This is a genomic window from Streptomyces sp. bgisy027, from assembly GCF_057710365.1.
Genome location: NZ_JBYIVZ010000068.1, coordinates 24,053 through 38,522 on the forward strand (window position 1 = coordinate 24,053; position 14,470 = coordinate 38,522).

Sequence of the window (14,470 nt, forward strand, 5' to 3'; positions counted from 1 at the left end):
CCTGTAGAACAAGACCTCAGTTACGTGCGGTTGGTTGGGGACTCTCTGCCGAGTTCTCGCAAGGAACAGCACGGGGTCGAACCGCAGGCGTACGTCCACCACTTGGACACCGGACGTTGAGACGGCGGCCCTGACGTACGGCCGGGTCGGTGAAGGCCAGGGCGAAGGCGCGGTGGGCCTGGCTGTTGCCGCGCTCGCCGGTGACACCGTGGTGTTCGGCTTCGTCGCGTGCGGCGGCGTATGCGGCGGCGGCGCGGTCCATGGCGCCGTGGGGCCACCAGATGTCGCCTTCGACGCGGTGGTGGCGGCCTTCCCAGCCCAGGGTGTGGGCGGTGGCCAGGGCGGTGGGGAAGTCGCCGGCCATGCGGGCGAGATGGGCGAGTCCGCGGCGGGCGGCGGGGGCGAGGCGACCTTGGCCGTCGGCGACGGCCTGCATGCCGGCGCGGGAGGCCGGGCTGTCCCCGAGGTCGCGGTGGGCCTTGGCCCGGTAGTACAAGGCCATGTGGTGCAGGTCGTCGGGGAGCAGGTGGCTGTCGATGACCGTGGTGAGGCGGGCGACGGTGCGCGAGCGGTGCTGGTGCTGGCGGCGGGCGAGCGCGCTGAGGAGTTCGACCAGGGCGTCGGCGGCTGTGTCCAGTCCAGCGCTGCCGGTGTCGGGCGGGGCGAGGGGTTCCCACACGGAGTCGCCGACGTAGGTCCAGGCCGCCGGGGTGAGCCAGCCGAGGTCCAGGCGGTGGTCGCGGGCCAGGCGCAGGCCCTGGCGCAGGAAGGCGATCAGCAGCAGCCGGTCCGGTCCGGGTGCGGCCTGGTGCTGCTCGCCCAGGGCGGTGAAGGCACGGCGGGCGGCCTGCTGCCAGTCCCCGTCGGTCCAGCGGTCGTCGGTGGTGTCTTCGGCATTCCGTACAGCGGAGCGGATCAGGCCGTGGAGCTGGAAGGGCCACAGACCGAACGGGGTCTCACGGACGAAGGGCCGCTCGGTCAGCCGCTGGGCAGGGCCTTCGTGGGCAAGGCCGGCGGCCCGGGTGGCGAGGGGGACGTCGAAAGCGTCCAGCAGGCTCACCGAGCGCAGGACGTGCCGTTCGTCGGCGGTGAGGTCGGACAGGGTGCGGGAGACCAGGGCGGGGAAGTCGTGGTCGAAGTCGGCCGGCTGCGGGGTACAGGGGCAGGCCGTGCGAGTGGGCGGTGATGACCTGCCGGATGTTCTCGCCGATCAGGGGCTGGCCGTCGCGGGTGAGGCGGCGGGCGAGGTAGTCGTCGCAGTCCTCGGGGGAGAAGTCACCGATCAGCACCTGCCGTGCCGTACCGGCGCTGGTGGGGGTGCGGGCTGCGGGCACGGCGGTGTGGGCGAGTCCAGGCCAGGCGGCGGTGCCGGTGTAGTCGAGCTGGCCCTGCAGCGCTGGGTCGGCCCACTGCAGGCGGGAGCGTCCGGTGATCACCCAGAAGGCGTTCGGCAGCAGCCACACCGTCCGCTGGATCAGCCGCTCGAGGTCGCGGCGGGTGCGGTCACCGATGTCCTCGAACGTGTCGAGCAGGACGACCGGCACGACCTTCTTGCCGTCGGGGAGGCGGACGAGCTCCCACGCCAGCAGGTGCGGGTAGAAGGACAGTGCGTCCAGGTCGGGTTCGGCCTCCAGCAGGTCCGCCAGCCGGGTGCAGCCCGCGAGCGCGCGTACGGTCTGGCGGCGTTCGCGCAGCGCACCGATGAGGGCGCCGGTGACCTGGCCGACGACCGAGCCGATGGTGCCGGGCAGCATGAGCGCCTGGGCGACATCGGTGAGCGCGGACTGCATCTGCTGCGGCAGCGCCTGCCCGAACCGCGAGCCCAGACCTGCGCGCCGCAGATACTCCTCCAGCGGTTCGCCGGGGTGGTTGGCCTCCCAATAGCGGCGCAGCGCCAGGTCGATGGCGGGCAGCGGTCGGCCGATCCCGGTCAAGGCGGCCCGGATGGTCAGCACGATCTGCTCGAAGTCCGTGCCGACGGATCGGGCGAGGTCGATGCGCACGGGCAGGATCCGGTCGGCCGGCCAGCCGGGCGCGCCCCACTGGTCGGGTCGGCGTCCGGCGTCGGCGAGCGCCGCCTCCAGCGTCCTCGACAGGATCGTCTTACCGATCCCGCCCACCCCGTGGAAGACGAGAACGTGACGACGGGGCGCCTCGAGGTCCTCAGGGTCGAAGCCGGGGGCGGCGATGTGCTGGAGGTGCTCGGTGAGCGCGGCCGCGACCGCCTCCCACTGCGCGGACCGGTTCGTGAACGCCTCGTCAGCCTGCACGCTGCGGTCGTTCGTACTGAACAGGGCCCTGAGATCCCGGCCTGCCACGTCCGCCCCCCGGAAAGATGATCACCAGCAGGGTCAACCTATGCCCGTACAGGGCGGTTTGGGGAGTCGGCCTTCCATCAGTGGCATGGCCATGACTATCGCAAGTAGTGGTCAGCACTTCGAGACCGCATTCTGGCCCGGTGACTGGGCAGAGCCCGCCGCAGAACGGTCCGACGGCCCCGCGTGTCGGGCGTCCCGTCCGGTCGCTGCGGCCCGCTTCAACAACTCCTGGCTACGACTCCATGGCCAGTCTCGTTTCATCGTCACTCGATGCTTGAGGTCCCGTCGGCTCTGGCAGGAGAAGAACGCCTTCCGCGTCTGCCGAGCCGTACTTCACCGCGAGGCAGCCGTTGGCCGTACATCGCCTGGCCCGGTGAACATATGGCTCGCCTGCTAGGGCATAGAGCTGTTTCTTCTCCTCCGCAGTCAGCATTCTGTGTTCGGTCTCTTCGCCGCAGGTGGGGCAGTGCTCGCTCCTGTCCCTTGATGCGCCCGAAGCGAATCCTGGTGGCTCATCCAGCGTGGGTAGCTCCGGGCTCCTGACTATCCACCGCCTGATGAGTGTGAGCAGTCTGCGCAGGTGAGGGACGAGCAGCAAGGTGACCAGGGCTAGGGCGACGCAGAGGTAGGCAACGGCAAGGCTCCGCAGCAAGACTGCCGCGGACTGGGGCACGTCCGGAACCAGCTCCGGGTACGGCCGACCGGCCCGGCTCGCTGCGGTGTAGCGGCGGAGAGTCACTCCGCCTGCAGCGCAGCCGAAGATGGCCGTCACAAAGGTGGCGGCGACGAGCGTGCGCTTGAGTACAGCCACAGCCCGTGAAACGTGGGTGGCAACCGTTCCCGGGCCCTTCTGCGCCGCCTGCGCGTACTCGGCATGAGACCAGCCCAGTCCTTTTGTTGCCCATACCGCAGCACGCTGTTGCGCAGGCAGGCTGGCTAGGGCGTGGCGCACCTCGCATCGAGTGGAGATCACATCGCTGACGTCGTCAGCCTCCAGCCGAAGATCGGCCTGTGCCGATTCTGCAGCCTGCTCGTAGTGCCGTGCACGTCGCCTGTGCTCCAGGATTTCCCGTTTCACAATCTGGAACAGGTAGGCCCTGGGCTGCTCAATGCGGGCTGGGTCGCGGCAGACCTTGAGGAAGGCGTTCCCCACGATGTCTTCGGGGTCGATGAACGATTGCGGTACGTTCGCCGCGCGCAGCTTCTTACGCGCAAACCCCACCAACTCGCCGTAGTGGCGGGAGTGGATCTCCTCCAGGGTAAGGTCCACGCCCTTGCCTGCCTCAGACATTGCGTCGTCCCCTGCGCCGCTTGGGGCGGGGATGGTGGCCGCCGCGCTGGGCTCTGATGATCTCTGCCTTCCCGGCGTCGCGAGTCTGATCCGCCTTGCTGTTGATGAGTGAGGTGATGCTCGGCAGCAAGAAGCCCAGGACGACGAGCAGGACGGTGATGGGGTCCATCATCTTCTCCTTCAGGTAGCGGCCTTGATTGCCCCGCTTGAGAGCGGCCGTCACCACTGAAGAGGGACGAGTCCGGGATTCTCTTTACACGGCGCGAAGTCTTTCCAGGTTCCCGGCCGGTGAGACAGAGAGATGCCCCAAGAAGGGCGGGGCACCGACCGCTTAGCGGGCGATCAGCCACGAAATCCCTGCTTCCCGCCCGGAGCACTCTCCGGGCCACTGCCAGCGCGGCTGCCCCGGGCGGGCCGAGGAGGACAATGACCACTCCCAATCAAGATCGAGGGGGTTGCCGTGTCCGAGACAGATGAGCCCGACTTCTCCGGCCTGGCAGGCGGCGAGGAGCAAGCAGCGGCGGATGCCGTCCAGAAGGTGGTGAACTGGTACACCGAGCAGATCGCTGCCGAGCGGCGGTCCCCACTGCCCGATGAGGAGCGCCTCGCACAGCTGACGGCGGGTGGTGCGCGGCATGCACGAACCGCAGTGGAGCCGAAGACCTGATCGTCGAGGCGGCGTTGACGGCAGCCGCCGCGCGGGCCGATGTCAACGACCGCGCTGACGTCGACACCGTCCTGGCGCACGTGGAATCGACCATCCGCACCGAGCTGGACCAGGCGCTGGCCGACGCGGCCGCGCAGGGGGCGATGGACGAGACGCTGGCCCTGCTGGCGCGGCTGACGGTGGAAAACGCGGCTGCGGAGTACCGGCGTTCCGCCCTGTCGGTGCTGGCCCGCAGCGAGCCGGCCGAGGCGGAGGCCCGGTTGGCTTACGAGGCGATGGGTCCGGTGCTCGGTCACCAGCACGGTGACCAGGGAAATGTCACGGACCTGACGGCGCTCGAAACCGATGCTGTCGCCCTGGGCCAGCGTGCTCCCGCAGCCGGTGCAGGCCGCCGGGACGTGGTCCTCGACGGTATCGGGCACGGCGGCCATCGCCGCCCTGACCGCCCGGACCCGGCTGACGACCCCGCTCACGGCCGCTCTTGGGCGCCGGCTTCTTCTCCGGAATGCCGAAGACCTCGCTGGACGGAGGCATCGAGGAGTTGCCCGAGTTCCGGCCCAGCCGCCGCTCCAACTCCGCGACTCGGACCGTCAACCGCTCGTTGGCCGCGGCGAGCTCGGCAGCCTGGGTCCGCGGCCGCCACCTGGCGCTGGAGCAGCCCGATCAGCGCGAGAGGCTCCTCACACGACGCTCGGGCATCTGGGGCCACTGGCCGCGTGCGCATGGAGCCGCCACATCAAACCCTGGAACCGCTCCTGCGACGGATTAACTCCTCTTGTTCATCGGTCAGTTACGCGCGAATCGCGTGGGAAGTCCCGTCCCTGCTCCGCCACGGCCTCGGTCACGGCAGTTGTCTCGGCGGCGGACACGGCCAGGGCCTCGACCAGCTCCTCCCGCGCGATCACCCGCCAGTCCAGCTTGATCTCCGCCGCCTCCAACACCTCTGCCAACCGCGCGGCTTCCTCCCGCAGACCCTTAACCCGCACTCGGGCAGCCGCCTCCCGCTCCTCCAGCACTCCCAGCACCGACGCCACCGCGCACCCCTCGGTCATGCGGACACAAGACGCCGCATGCCTCCCTCACCCCGAGCGAAACCATGCCTTACCAGCAGAAATCAAAGGATCACGTTCGGTTGAGATACGGCTTCTCATCGCGCCAGGAGGCGTAGACGGTGCCGTAGTTCGGGAAGTCGTGTGGGAGGTATTTCCAGGGGATTCCCGTGCGGTTGATGTAGAGGAGCGCTTTGAATACGTCGCGCAGGTCGACCTTGGCCGGCTGCCCGGTGGGCCTGCGGTCGAGCCGGGCTTTCCTCCAGGCCGTCAACGTCGGCTCGATCAGGCCCAACGGACGTCGGAAAGGTCGCTGGGGTACGGCTTCCGCTGGCTCACGCCCCAGAGGGATCATGGGCGCGACGGAAGATCGGGTTCCGCTGATCATCGGGCGGTTCTGTGTCATCTCTACGTCAGACGTACTTCGAGGATCGACGCCGAGCGAAACGGGCGGGCAGGTCCGGAAGTGATGAAGCGCATCGATCCGCTGAAAGGCCTCAAACTGGCACAGCGACATAACTCGTATACCGGCATAAGGCATACCTGAACGCCCACTTAGGACTCCTATGAGTGGCAGTCCGGTCCGTGCGGAAGCGGCTGAGCAGGCTTCAGACGCGGCCCTTCGGTTCGGCCCATCGGTTCCTCACCCCTCCTTTCCCCCTGGCTGAGGGGCGCGGTGTGCACCCGGAGGGCTTGGCGACGCTGCTGGTAGCTCTCAACCTTGGGTACGCAAGCCTCGCCACCCGTCATGCCTCTCGCTCAGACGCCATCGGGAGGTGGGAGGTCCGGCTGAGGGTTGAGGGCAGGGTGACGGCGTGCGTGGTAGCCCCAACGCCTGGTCCACCACGCGAGGCGGTCGCGGGAGTCCTGGGGTGCCAGGGCCTGAAGGACGGACTGGGCAAGGACGACGGCGAGGCCGGCGAGGGCGAGAGCGAGGACGGCGGGCCAGGGGGCACCGGTGGTGACGAGGGTGAGGGTACTGACGCTGCCGAGCCCGGCGCCGGCCAGCGCCGGGACCCGAGAGGGCTGTATGGGGGCCGGCGAGGCGGGCTGCGGATGGGGGTGACTTTGCGGGATGTTCTGCGCCGAGTGCTGCGGATCGAGCATGGTGGACTCCTGCTGAATGTCGGACTTAGCCGATTGGTGTCCACCACCGTCATGGCTGATTGATTGACTCGGCAGCGGGGCCGCAGAGAGCGCTGTCGGTTCTCTGCGGGGACAACACAGAGGGCAAGGGCGCGCTATGGCGCAGGGGGACAGCCGGTCGCGTAAGGCGGGCCGGCCGATGAAGCCGATCGATCCGGGTTTGCCGGAGACGGTCATCGGGTGGCTCCGGGTGTGGCGGGCGGTGGTGCTGGAGCCGCTGCGGGCGGCTGATCCGCCCTGGACACTGGAACGGATGGCCGCGGAACTGGGCCGTCGGGCGGGAGGGGAGCGGTTAGAGGGCGGGGCGCGGGCGGAGGCGTCGGGGACGGCAAAGCCCTCACTGCAGCGGTTCTTCGCCGGTACGCGGGTGCCGGCCCGAGACGTCGTGCAGCACCTGCTCGACATCGCCTGCGAAACCCTCAGCCCGCCGCCCACCTGTGAACAGATCAGTGACCTGTGGGCCGCCTACCGGGCGGCGCTACGCACGACATACGCCTTGCTGGCAGATCTCTATGACGCCGTCGACGCACGGGACGCGGCACGCAGCCGCGCGGAGTATCTGCAACAGGAGAAGGACCAGGTCACCGGAGACCTGGCATTGTCCCAGCAGCGGGAACAACGACTGCAGGCCCTGCTCCAGCATGCGGCCGCCGAGCTGGAGCACGCCCAGCAGACAGCCGCCCTCCGTGACGACGAAGCCCGTCTTGCCGAAGCCAAGGCCGAACAACTCGCCCGCTACGAAAGCGAGCTGGAGAATCAGCTGCGGCAATCACTGCAGGACCAGGCGCGTCTGGAGCAGGAGATTGACCTGCTATGCGGCCAGGACGGCATGCTCACCGGACGTATCGCTGAGCTGGAGGGCGAACTAGACACTCTGCGGGAGGACAACGAAGAACTCGCCCAAACGGTGAGCGCCGTCAGCCGCACCTTGCGCGATGCCGAGCAGCAGGTCCAACAGCTCCAGAGCGCGGGAGCCCTGGAGCGGCGGTATCAGCTGAGTCTGCGGGGCCCCGGCAGCGCAGCAGAGCTTGAGCAGCGGCATCAAGTTGCCATCCACGCCGTTCAGCACCTCAGCGAGCAGTTGCGCTCCGTCTCCCGCGAACTAGCCCACGCCCGTGCCGAACTCGTACGCCGCGACGGAGCACTGGCCCGCCTCGTCCAAGAGCACGCCGAAGAGATTGCCTCGCTGCGCGCCGACCGCGTCCTGGCCGAAGCCGACACCGTCCTCAGTCTCGCCCTGCAAGACCTCGATCCGGCTCCCGCCGCGCTGCCCCCGGCAAGCGATGTCCCCACCCCGGAGACAACCGTCCCGCTCCGCTCAGCTGGATCGGCCGCCTCGTCCCAGCGAAGCACTCCGGTCGATCCGCCAAGGAAGGAGCAGAGAGGATCGGCCCCGGACGGCAGCCGGATGCGCAGCCCGGCAGCGCCGGCCGGTGATGCGGACCCGGTGCCGCGTCGCCCTCGCCCTGTCCACGCCGCGGCCAGCCCCACGACAACAGCAGGCAGGAGGACGTCGCGAGCGGGCACGCGGGCTGGCCCGTCTCGCAGAACAGTCTCCATCGTGACAGCCTCACTGGGTGCTGTAGTGGCGGGCGCCTTCGGACTGAGCCGGGCCCTGGACTTTCCCGGCGACCACAAAGCCGCTCCTTCCACGACAGCGTCCGTATCGCCGAGCGCATCGGCATCGCCGCTGCCGACCGCGGCGAAGGATCCCGTAGCGGACATCGGAAACCAGGACGTCAACACTGCAGCGATCATGAAACTGGCTGCCTGCCGTGCACGGGACATCGACCCAAGTATCCGGTCCGTGCACAACAGCTACGAGGCGCGGGACAAACCCCGCATCGAACTGACCGTGAAGGGCAACGCCGATGGTCGGTTGCCCTGCCGCATCAACCTCAGCCGCGCCAGCGCGCCCCTCACCATCACGCAGGCTGGTGCGGACGCCGCTTTGTGGGCGACGTCGACGTGCACCGCCGGCCATGACGGGCCGCGGTGGCTTCAGGTGACCCGCCACTCACCAGCCACCATCGACTTTCACTGGAACCGCAGGCCCAATGAGAAGTCTTGTACCGCCTCCAGCCTCGCGCCCACCTCCACCTACCTCGTGGAGGCGCTTGTGTTAAAGAAGCAGATACAGACGAGCTTTGTCCTGGCCGAAGCCTCTCCTGAGACGTCGCCCGCGGCGACGCCCTCCACCAATCAGCCGACCCCCAGTTTCAGCATTCCGGACAACTTCATCCAGGGACAGGACGGCGGAGGAAACGGCGGCAGCACGGAAAGCTCCCCGGCCACCGCCTCCTCCAGCAGCTCGGACAGCGACGGAGGTTCTAACGGCAGCGGAGGAAACAACGGCGGGATCTTCGGCGGCCCGTCTGGCTGACCACCGCCATGCAGTCGTGCGGCGCTGGAGGCGAGCCGCCCTCCGCGGGTGCTTCCTCGCAGTCGACGGCGTGGATGACGCCCCGCCGGGACCGTGGCCGCCGTCCAGCTTCTGCAGGCCCCAGCCCGACAACTGGCGCTCCCCGAGCACCTGCTGCTTCGGGAACGCCACGGCCGGGGAGAAATGAGATCGGCCCATGCACGACTCACAAGGGGGTGCAGATGGAGATCTGGGTCAGCCTCATATCCGCGGCCGTGGCGTTGACCAGCATTGCGATCAGCTCTCTCAACGCCGCCCGCACCGCACGCCTTCAGCACCATCTGGAGATGCAGCGCTATGACCGGACCAAGGAGGATCAGGGCGAGGAGCTTGTGACCCGGTACCGCGAACCGTTGCTCTACGCGGCTTATGAGCTACAGGCGCGCTTGTTCAACATCGGTGCCCTCGACTTCTTCATCCGGCATCGTGAGAGCGGCGATGCCGAGGAGTGGCGATACGCGCGCGACAGCACGCTGTTTAGGATCGGGCAGTACTTTGCCTGGGTTGAGATCCTTCGGCAGGGTATCCAATACCTCGACCTTGGCGACGGCGATCGCACCCGGGAATTGACGACACGGCTGAACACCGTCAGCCATGCATTCGCCACAACCGAGTTGCACCCGCGGACCAGCATCCTGCGTCTCTTCCGTGACGAGCAGCGCGCGATCGGTGAATGCCTCGCGATCACCACTGTTGGTGATCTACCCGGCCAGCGATGCCTTGGCTATGCCCAGTTCGTCGAGCGTCTGGAAAACGATGCGGTATTCAGTCGTTGGTTTGCGCGCCTCGGCCGGGAGATCGACTCCCTGTCCCACACGGAACCGCAGATTCTTGCCCGTCTCGTCCATCTCCAGCACGAGCTGGTCGCTGTTGTCGAGTTCTTGGATCCGCAGAGCGAACGCTACCCTGCATCGCACCGGCAACGCATTCAAAGCCAGGCCAGGCCTCGGCGCTCGTGAAAAGCGTCGTGGGATGCCCGCGCCGGCTGAGTTACGACAGCGGCGCATGGGCCCCGAGCCCGGAGGAGTATCGACCGGCCAGACATTTCCGCAGGTGAAGAGTTGATTCAGGCATGGAGCAACCAGCCACCCGATGTAGTCCGATGCTTGCCTTTGACATCTCGTACTGAAACCTGCCGGAGGAACCGGTTTTAACGACTCCCCCTGAATGTCCACCTCATAGAATGCCGGCGAGGTGATCTGCACCGCCCTCTCTTGACAGACCCGAATAATTCAACAGCGGATCAACTTTCTTTCCTATTCCGATTATTTTTCCGCGCCCCCATGATGAGTCGCACATTCGAAACCGCAACGGTCTTCGAAGGAAAGGCTCGGGAGGGCGCTATGTATTCCTTGGGTACGGCGAGCACATCATCAGATGCGGCTGTGGAACGGCGCCGCCTGAGGCGGGTGCGCGGCTGGGTGTGCGGTGCGGTCGTGGCATTGGCTGGCCTCGGTTCGGCCCTTCCGGCAGCGGCGGTCACGCCAGAGCCGGTCAAGGTTGAGCTGTCTGTTTCTGCGCCCGCGGTGCCGGCTCCGACGGAGCCGAGTAGCGCTGCGCAGGCGCCGGTCACGGTGGAGCAGCCGCCGGGGGTGAGCGCGTACGTGCCGGCGGAGCACCTCCTCCCGCTCGTCGTCGCCTTCCTGGTCGTGTACGCGGCTTCCCGCCCCGGGGGTCGTGAGGCGGTCAGGGCGCTGCTGGAGCTGGTGCGCAGCCGGGGAGGGGGGATGCCTCCTTTGGGGTGATGCTTGCTGGCCGGTCGAGGGGCGGGTGGTTCGTACAGTGGGGCGCCCGCCTCTCGTTTCTGGGCAGTTCCAGCAAGCACAACTGTGGAAGGGACTGGCCATGGCGTGGTTGGCGGAAGTGCCTGCAAATGAGGAGGTCATCCAGCATGCTGGAGGCCCTGATCGGCGAATTCCGCCCCGAAGTGGACGACTTTCGGTAGGGCTTGGTGTGTTGGCCTTCTGTCTCTGACCGTCTCAAGTGTCGGGCTTGGCAGGGCTTCTGGGGGGTGCATGGTGGAGACGCCGCCGACTGGCGGACGGCGCGGGGAGATAGAGGTCCGGCCGGTCGGGCGGCCGCCCGTTGAGCTGGACGACGTTCCGGAGTCGCGTCGGGAACTTGCTGAGCTGATGCGGGACCGCGCGTTCGAACCCTTGAAGAAGCGGGGTTTCACGCAGCGGAAGATCAGTGTTGCGTTGGGGGAAGGCTTCAGCACCGCGAGCATCTCGCGTATCTCGTCGGCGAAGAAGCTGCCGACGTTCGCCGAGGTCGAGGCGTTATTCCGGCTCGCGGAAGAGGAGGCGGGCCAGGTCCTCGACGCTGCGGACCGCCAGCAGCTGGAACTCGCTCATCTACGGGCGTTGGAAGCGGAAGATTCCGATCTTTTCAGGCTGTTCATGGCGGAACGCGCGTGTGAGGCCTATCAGGCCGAGTGCGCGCGGAGGCGTGCTGCTGAGCACTCCCTTAAGAGCGAGCTGGTGCAGACGCATCGGCTACTTCACCGAGCGGATCGCACGACTGTGGCTGCAAGGGCGCAGCTGGCGCGCGTGGAGCGCGAGAAGAGCCGGGATGCCGCTCGGCTGGCTCAGATGCGCGGGCTGCTTGCCGAGACGGAGACGAAGCTCGCCGTTCATGTGGCGGCGCTGAGCGAACAGGCCATGAGGCTGCGGGCAGACGTTGCTGCCGCGCAAGCCGAACGCAAGGCCGCCGAGCGGTCCGTAGCCGCGGCGCAGCGGCGGCTCGCCGATGTCGAGCAGCGGCTTTTGGAGGAGGTGGCCAGTAAGGAGGCTCTCGCGGAGGAGCTGAGGGTGGTGAGGGCTTCGCGTCATCACGTGCTCCGTGAGCGCGACGAGCTGATGCAGGCAAGCGAGGAACGCAGGAGTGAGGACTCCGTTCTCTTCGCGGCCGAGGCTGCGGTCCGCCGGGCAGTGGCACAGCTGTCCGAGGAGGAGTTGCTGGTAGGGGCTGAGAAGGTGGGCCCGGCTGGCAGCGACCCGCAGCCGGATCCCGAGGATGAGCGGCAGCAGGAGCTCCTTGAAAAGGCGCTGTTCGGTGCCGAGACGGCGGTCGCCGATCTCGTGGCCGATCTCGCCGACGAGGACGACAAGGAGGCGGTGGCCTTCGTTCTCACCACGGCTGCCGGGCGTCCCGGCGGGCAGGTCGCAGCTTTGATTCAGGCCCTGGGTGATGCCGGGTACTGGCTTCAACGAGAGCAGCTCCTGCTCCATGCGGGGCAGAAACCACCGCAGGTCGTGGCTGACCTTCTGCAGGCATTGGAGCGCGATGACGCGATCACGGAGATGGGGCTGCTCTTCGACGCTGCCGCCATGGCCGACGTACCCGGCCTGCTGAACCACCTGCTGCAGCGTGATCAACATGTGCAGGCCGTGAGGCTGCTGGACGCAGCCGTACGCAGGCGATCCATGGGCGACGTGGCGGGACTCTTGGCCCTGCTCGCGGAGAACGGCCGCCTGCAGGAAGCGGAAAGCCTGCTGAGAGATGCCGTCGCACACCGCAGTCCCCGAGACGTCCTAGTCCTGCTGCAGAGCGTCGCCGCTTTGCCCGACGGAGACCGCTTCACCGCTCTCTCCCTCGAGGCCGCGGCCGAGCGGAAGCCGTCTGCTGTCGTCGCTCTGTGCCGGGCTCTACTCATGGCCGCCGACGATGCCCAGGCGGAGACCATGGCGGCCGGAATCCTGACGCGCGCCGCACAGGCCCCCATCGAAGCCGTGGTGGAAACAGCCAGCCTTCTCGCAGGCAAGAGCGAGACCAGCGGACTGCTCACGTACCTCCTGGCCGCCTTCCTCGAACAGCGCCGTGAGGATGCGTGGCAACTGATCAGTCATGCGATGGTTCAGTTCTCCGGCTCCCTCGACTTCCTGCTCGCCGCAATCGGAGGGTCGGCGCCGGCTGACTTACTGGCGTCTGTCACCATCCAGGCCGCCGCGTGGATGCCGCTCGCCTCGGAGACAGGCGAGAACGACGCCGTCACAGCACTTCTCCTGAGCGCCGGACGCCGCTCAAGCGAGGACATCGCCACCCTGCTCGGTGCGCTCAGCGGCGTCGACGCCGATCTGGCCCACCAACTGCTCGGCCACACCATGCGGCACTCCGCCGACAAGGCAACAGACGTGATCGCCACGCTTCTTCGCGACGGCCACGAGGAACGCACCCTGCTGTCGTACGTCAGTACGGGCGCACCGTCGCTCGCGGCAGTCCTGCACGTGGCACGAGCCCTCCACGGTCGCCGCTTCCACTACGCCGCATCACACTTGCTGCACCACGCAGGCTCCCGCTCCCGCTTCAATGCCACCGAGATGACCGCCGCGCTCAACCATCGTCTTCCAGGCTGGGCAGCGCAATGCCTCCTGGCCGGCGCTGGCACACGGTCCGCCAACCTGATCACAGAACTGGCCGTCGAGCTGTACCGGCAGGGCCGCTCCCCGTTCGTGCAGCTCATGCTCGCCACCCTGCCGACGGAACCCGCAAGGACCATCGACCTGGCGAGCCATCTGTTGGGCGGCGACCTGCGTCACGACGCCCTCTGGCTGCTGACTCAACTAGCGGCCACCGCATCGGCAGCCGAGCTCAGCACAGCACTGCACTTGGCCTCCCCACCGGTGCAGGATGAGCTGATCGCCCAGATCGTGCAGCACACCAGCGCAGCCCAGTACGCCCTCCTCGTCACGGACCTCTGCGCAGAGGGGCCGGGCCACCTGTCGCTGGCCCTCGTCCACGCGGCAGCCGATATCCCTGCGGCTTCCACTCTCGGCCTCGCACGGGCGCTGGCCGGTCAAGGACACGAACACCAGGCCAGCTGGCTGCTCTCCAAAGCCGAACGGAATACCGGCACAAGTTCTTGGCCCCCGGCAGAGGTACCGCAAGAGCTCGCCCAGGCACTCAACCACTACGCAGCCCAAGGACCCGACGCACGGGCAGACGACATCCTGCTGTCGACCATGTACAGCAACCACGGCATGCCTTGGGAAGAGGTGCTGCCTCTCACCACGGGAGCAGTGCTAAAACGGACGCTGCTCACCGTCGTCGAGCATCTCCCGCGCCACCTGATCGTACAAGCCAGCCGGCCGCAGGTCACTGCCATCCTCCGCGTCCTGCCCGCCGTCCCGTTCGCGGTGCGTGCCCGGCTTCTCCAGCCACCGCCTGACCACCAAGTCGCTCACCTGACAAACATCGTCCTTGCCCAGGCCGATCTCCCGGAATCCTCCGCGCTCGCTGGGGAGATCCTCACCATCGCCGCCACGGCGCCGGAGCCACGCGAACTCCTGGCCGTCCTCCGGCAAGTCATCAATGAGGGAGCCCCGAAGACCGCCGCCCAGCTCATGTGGGCCGCTCTGCGTCAGCGGCCCCTCACTGATCTCCCACCGGTGATCCGCTTCGCCGTCTCTCACCACATGTCCAAAGGACGGACAGAGATCGCGAACATGCTCAAAGAACTCCATCCTCAGGAGCACGACGCCGTCAACGCATGCCTCGCGGAAGCCTTCCGCCCTGAGTTCGACCTGGACATCCCCCGCACTGGCTACGCCAGCCCGACGACCTGACCCTCCTGCTGCG

At 67.7% G+C, this 14,470-nt stretch carries 12 protein-coding genes and 1 pseudogene; 5 read left to right on the top strand and 8 right to left on the bottom strand.

Annotated elements, in window-relative coordinates:
- Window positions 1-16: 16 nt before the first annotated feature.
- The 4 genes from AC3ETA_RS42300 to AC3ETA_RS42315 form a co-directional block, all read right to left on the bottom strand.
- Window positions 17-1,060 carry a tetratricopeptide repeat protein gene (locus AC3ETA_RS42300; RefSeq protein ID WP_432198229.1) on the bottom strand — a complete coding sequence of 348 codons (1,044 nt, stop codon included), beginning with the start codon at window positions 1,058-1,060 and terminating at the stop codon, window positions 17-19.
- A complete protein-coding gene (locus tag AC3ETA_RS42305; RefSeq protein ID WP_432198230.1) occupies window positions 957-2,318 on the bottom strand; it encodes a hypothetical protein in 1,362 nt (453 codons plus the stop codon). The genes AC3ETA_RS42300 and AC3ETA_RS42305 overlap by 104 nt, the downstream gene beginning before the upstream one ends.
- A 232-nt stretch (window positions 2,319-2,550) precedes the next feature.
- Window positions 2,551-3,609, bottom strand: coding sequence for an RNA polymerase sigma factor (locus tag AC3ETA_RS42310; protein ID WP_432198231.1), 1,059 nt, complete (start codon window positions 3,607-3,609; stop codon window positions 2,551-2,553).
- Entirely contained in the window at window positions 3,602-3,832 is a 231-nt protein-coding gene (locus AC3ETA_RS42315; protein WP_432198232.1) for a hypothetical protein, read from the bottom strand. Before AC3ETA_RS42315 ends, AC3ETA_RS42310 begins: the two co-directional genes overlap by 8 nt.
- Window positions 3,833-4,069: 237 nt before the next feature.
- Between AC3ETA_RS42315 and AC3ETA_RS42320 the strand changes: the two genes are divergently transcribed.
- On the top strand, window positions 4,070-4,276 hold the full coding sequence (locus AC3ETA_RS42320) for a hypothetical protein (protein WP_432198233.1): 207 nt from the start codon (window positions 4,070-4,072) through the stop codon (window positions 4,274-4,276).
- A gap of 318 nt (window positions 4,277-4,594) precedes the next feature.
- Here the strand turns inward: AC3ETA_RS42320 and AC3ETA_RS42325 are convergent, their stop codons facing one another.
- The 4 genes and pseudogenes from AC3ETA_RS42325 to AC3ETA_RS42340 all read right to left on the bottom strand — a co-directional run bounded on the left by AC3ETA_RS42325 (window position 4,595) and on the right by AC3ETA_RS42340 (window position 6,432).
- On the bottom strand, window positions 4,595-4,870 hold the full coding sequence (locus AC3ETA_RS42325; protein WP_432198234.1) for a DUF6444 domain-containing protein: 276 nt from the start codon (window positions 4,868-4,870) through the stop codon (window positions 4,595-4,597).
- 185 nt (window positions 4,871-5,055) lie between these two features.
- Window positions 5,056-5,328, bottom strand: coding sequence for a hypothetical protein (locus tag AC3ETA_RS42330; RefSeq protein WP_432198235.1), 273 nt, complete (start codon window positions 5,326-5,328; stop codon window positions 5,056-5,058).
- Window positions 5,329-5,422: 94 nt separating this feature from the next.
- A pseudogene (locus AC3ETA_RS42335) lies at window positions 5,423-5,664 on the bottom strand (transposase); the annotation flags it as partial.
- Between the two features lie 420 nt (window positions 5,665-6,084).
- Complete coding sequence (locus AC3ETA_RS42340; protein ID WP_432198236.1) at window positions 6,085-6,432, bottom strand: hypothetical protein; 348 nt, start codon at window positions 6,430-6,432, stop codon at window positions 6,085-6,087.
- Window positions 6,433-6,610: 178 nt separating this feature from the next.
- On the opposite strand from AC3ETA_RS42340, the gene AC3ETA_RS42345 reads away from it, so the two are divergent.
- The 4 genes from AC3ETA_RS42345 to AC3ETA_RS42360 all read left to right on the top strand — a co-directional run bounded on the left by AC3ETA_RS42345 (window position 6,611) and on the right by AC3ETA_RS42360 (window position 14,457).
- Complete coding sequence (locus AC3ETA_RS42345) at window positions 6,611-8,854, top strand: coiled-coil domain-containing protein (protein ID WP_432198237.1); 2,244 nt, start codon at window positions 6,611-6,613, stop codon at window positions 8,852-8,854.
- 221 nt (window positions 8,855-9,075) lie between these two features.
- Entirely contained in the window at window positions 9,076-9,852 is a 777-nt protein-coding gene (locus tag AC3ETA_RS42350; protein WP_432198238.1) for a hypothetical protein, read from the top strand.
- Window positions 9,853-10,485: 633 nt separating this feature from the next.
- Window positions 10,486-10,638 carry a hypothetical protein gene (locus tag AC3ETA_RS42355; protein WP_432198239.1) on the top strand — a complete coding sequence of 51 codons (153 nt, stop codon included), beginning with the start codon at window positions 10,486-10,488 and terminating at the stop codon, window positions 10,636-10,638.
- Between the two features lie 270 nt (window positions 10,639-10,908).
- Entirely contained in the window at window positions 10,909-14,457 is a 3,549-nt protein-coding gene (locus AC3ETA_RS42360; protein WP_432198240.1) for a hypothetical protein, read from the top strand.
- Window positions 14,458-14,470: the final 13 nt, after the last annotated feature.

What these genes read in the sequence shown, in the direction of transcription:
- AC3ETA_RS42345 (WP_432198237.1), top strand. Translation starts at nt 6,611, where the DNA reads ATGAAGCCGATCGATCCGGGTTTGCCGGAGACGGTCATCGGGTGGCTC.
- AC3ETA_RS42310 (WP_432198231.1), bottom strand. Translation starts at nt 3,609, where the DNA reads ATGTCTGAGGCAGGCAAGGGCGTGGACCTTACCCTGGAGGAGATCCAC.
- AC3ETA_RS42340 (WP_432198236.1), bottom strand. Translation starts at nt 6,432, where the DNA reads ATGCTCGATCCGCAGCACTCGGCGCAGAACATCCCGCAAAGTCACCCC.
- AC3ETA_RS42330 (WP_432198235.1), bottom strand. Translation starts at nt 5,328, where the DNA reads ATGACCGAGGGGTGCGCGGTGGCGTCGGTGCTGGGAGTGCTGGAGGAG.
- AC3ETA_RS42350 (WP_432198238.1), top strand. Translation starts at nt 9,076, where the DNA reads ATGGAGATCTGGGTCAGCCTCATATCCGCGGCCGTGGCGTTGACCAGC.
- AC3ETA_RS42360 (WP_432198240.1), top strand. Translation starts at nt 10,909, where the DNA reads ATGGTGGAGACGCCGCCGACTGGCGGACGGCGCGGGGAGATAGAGGTC.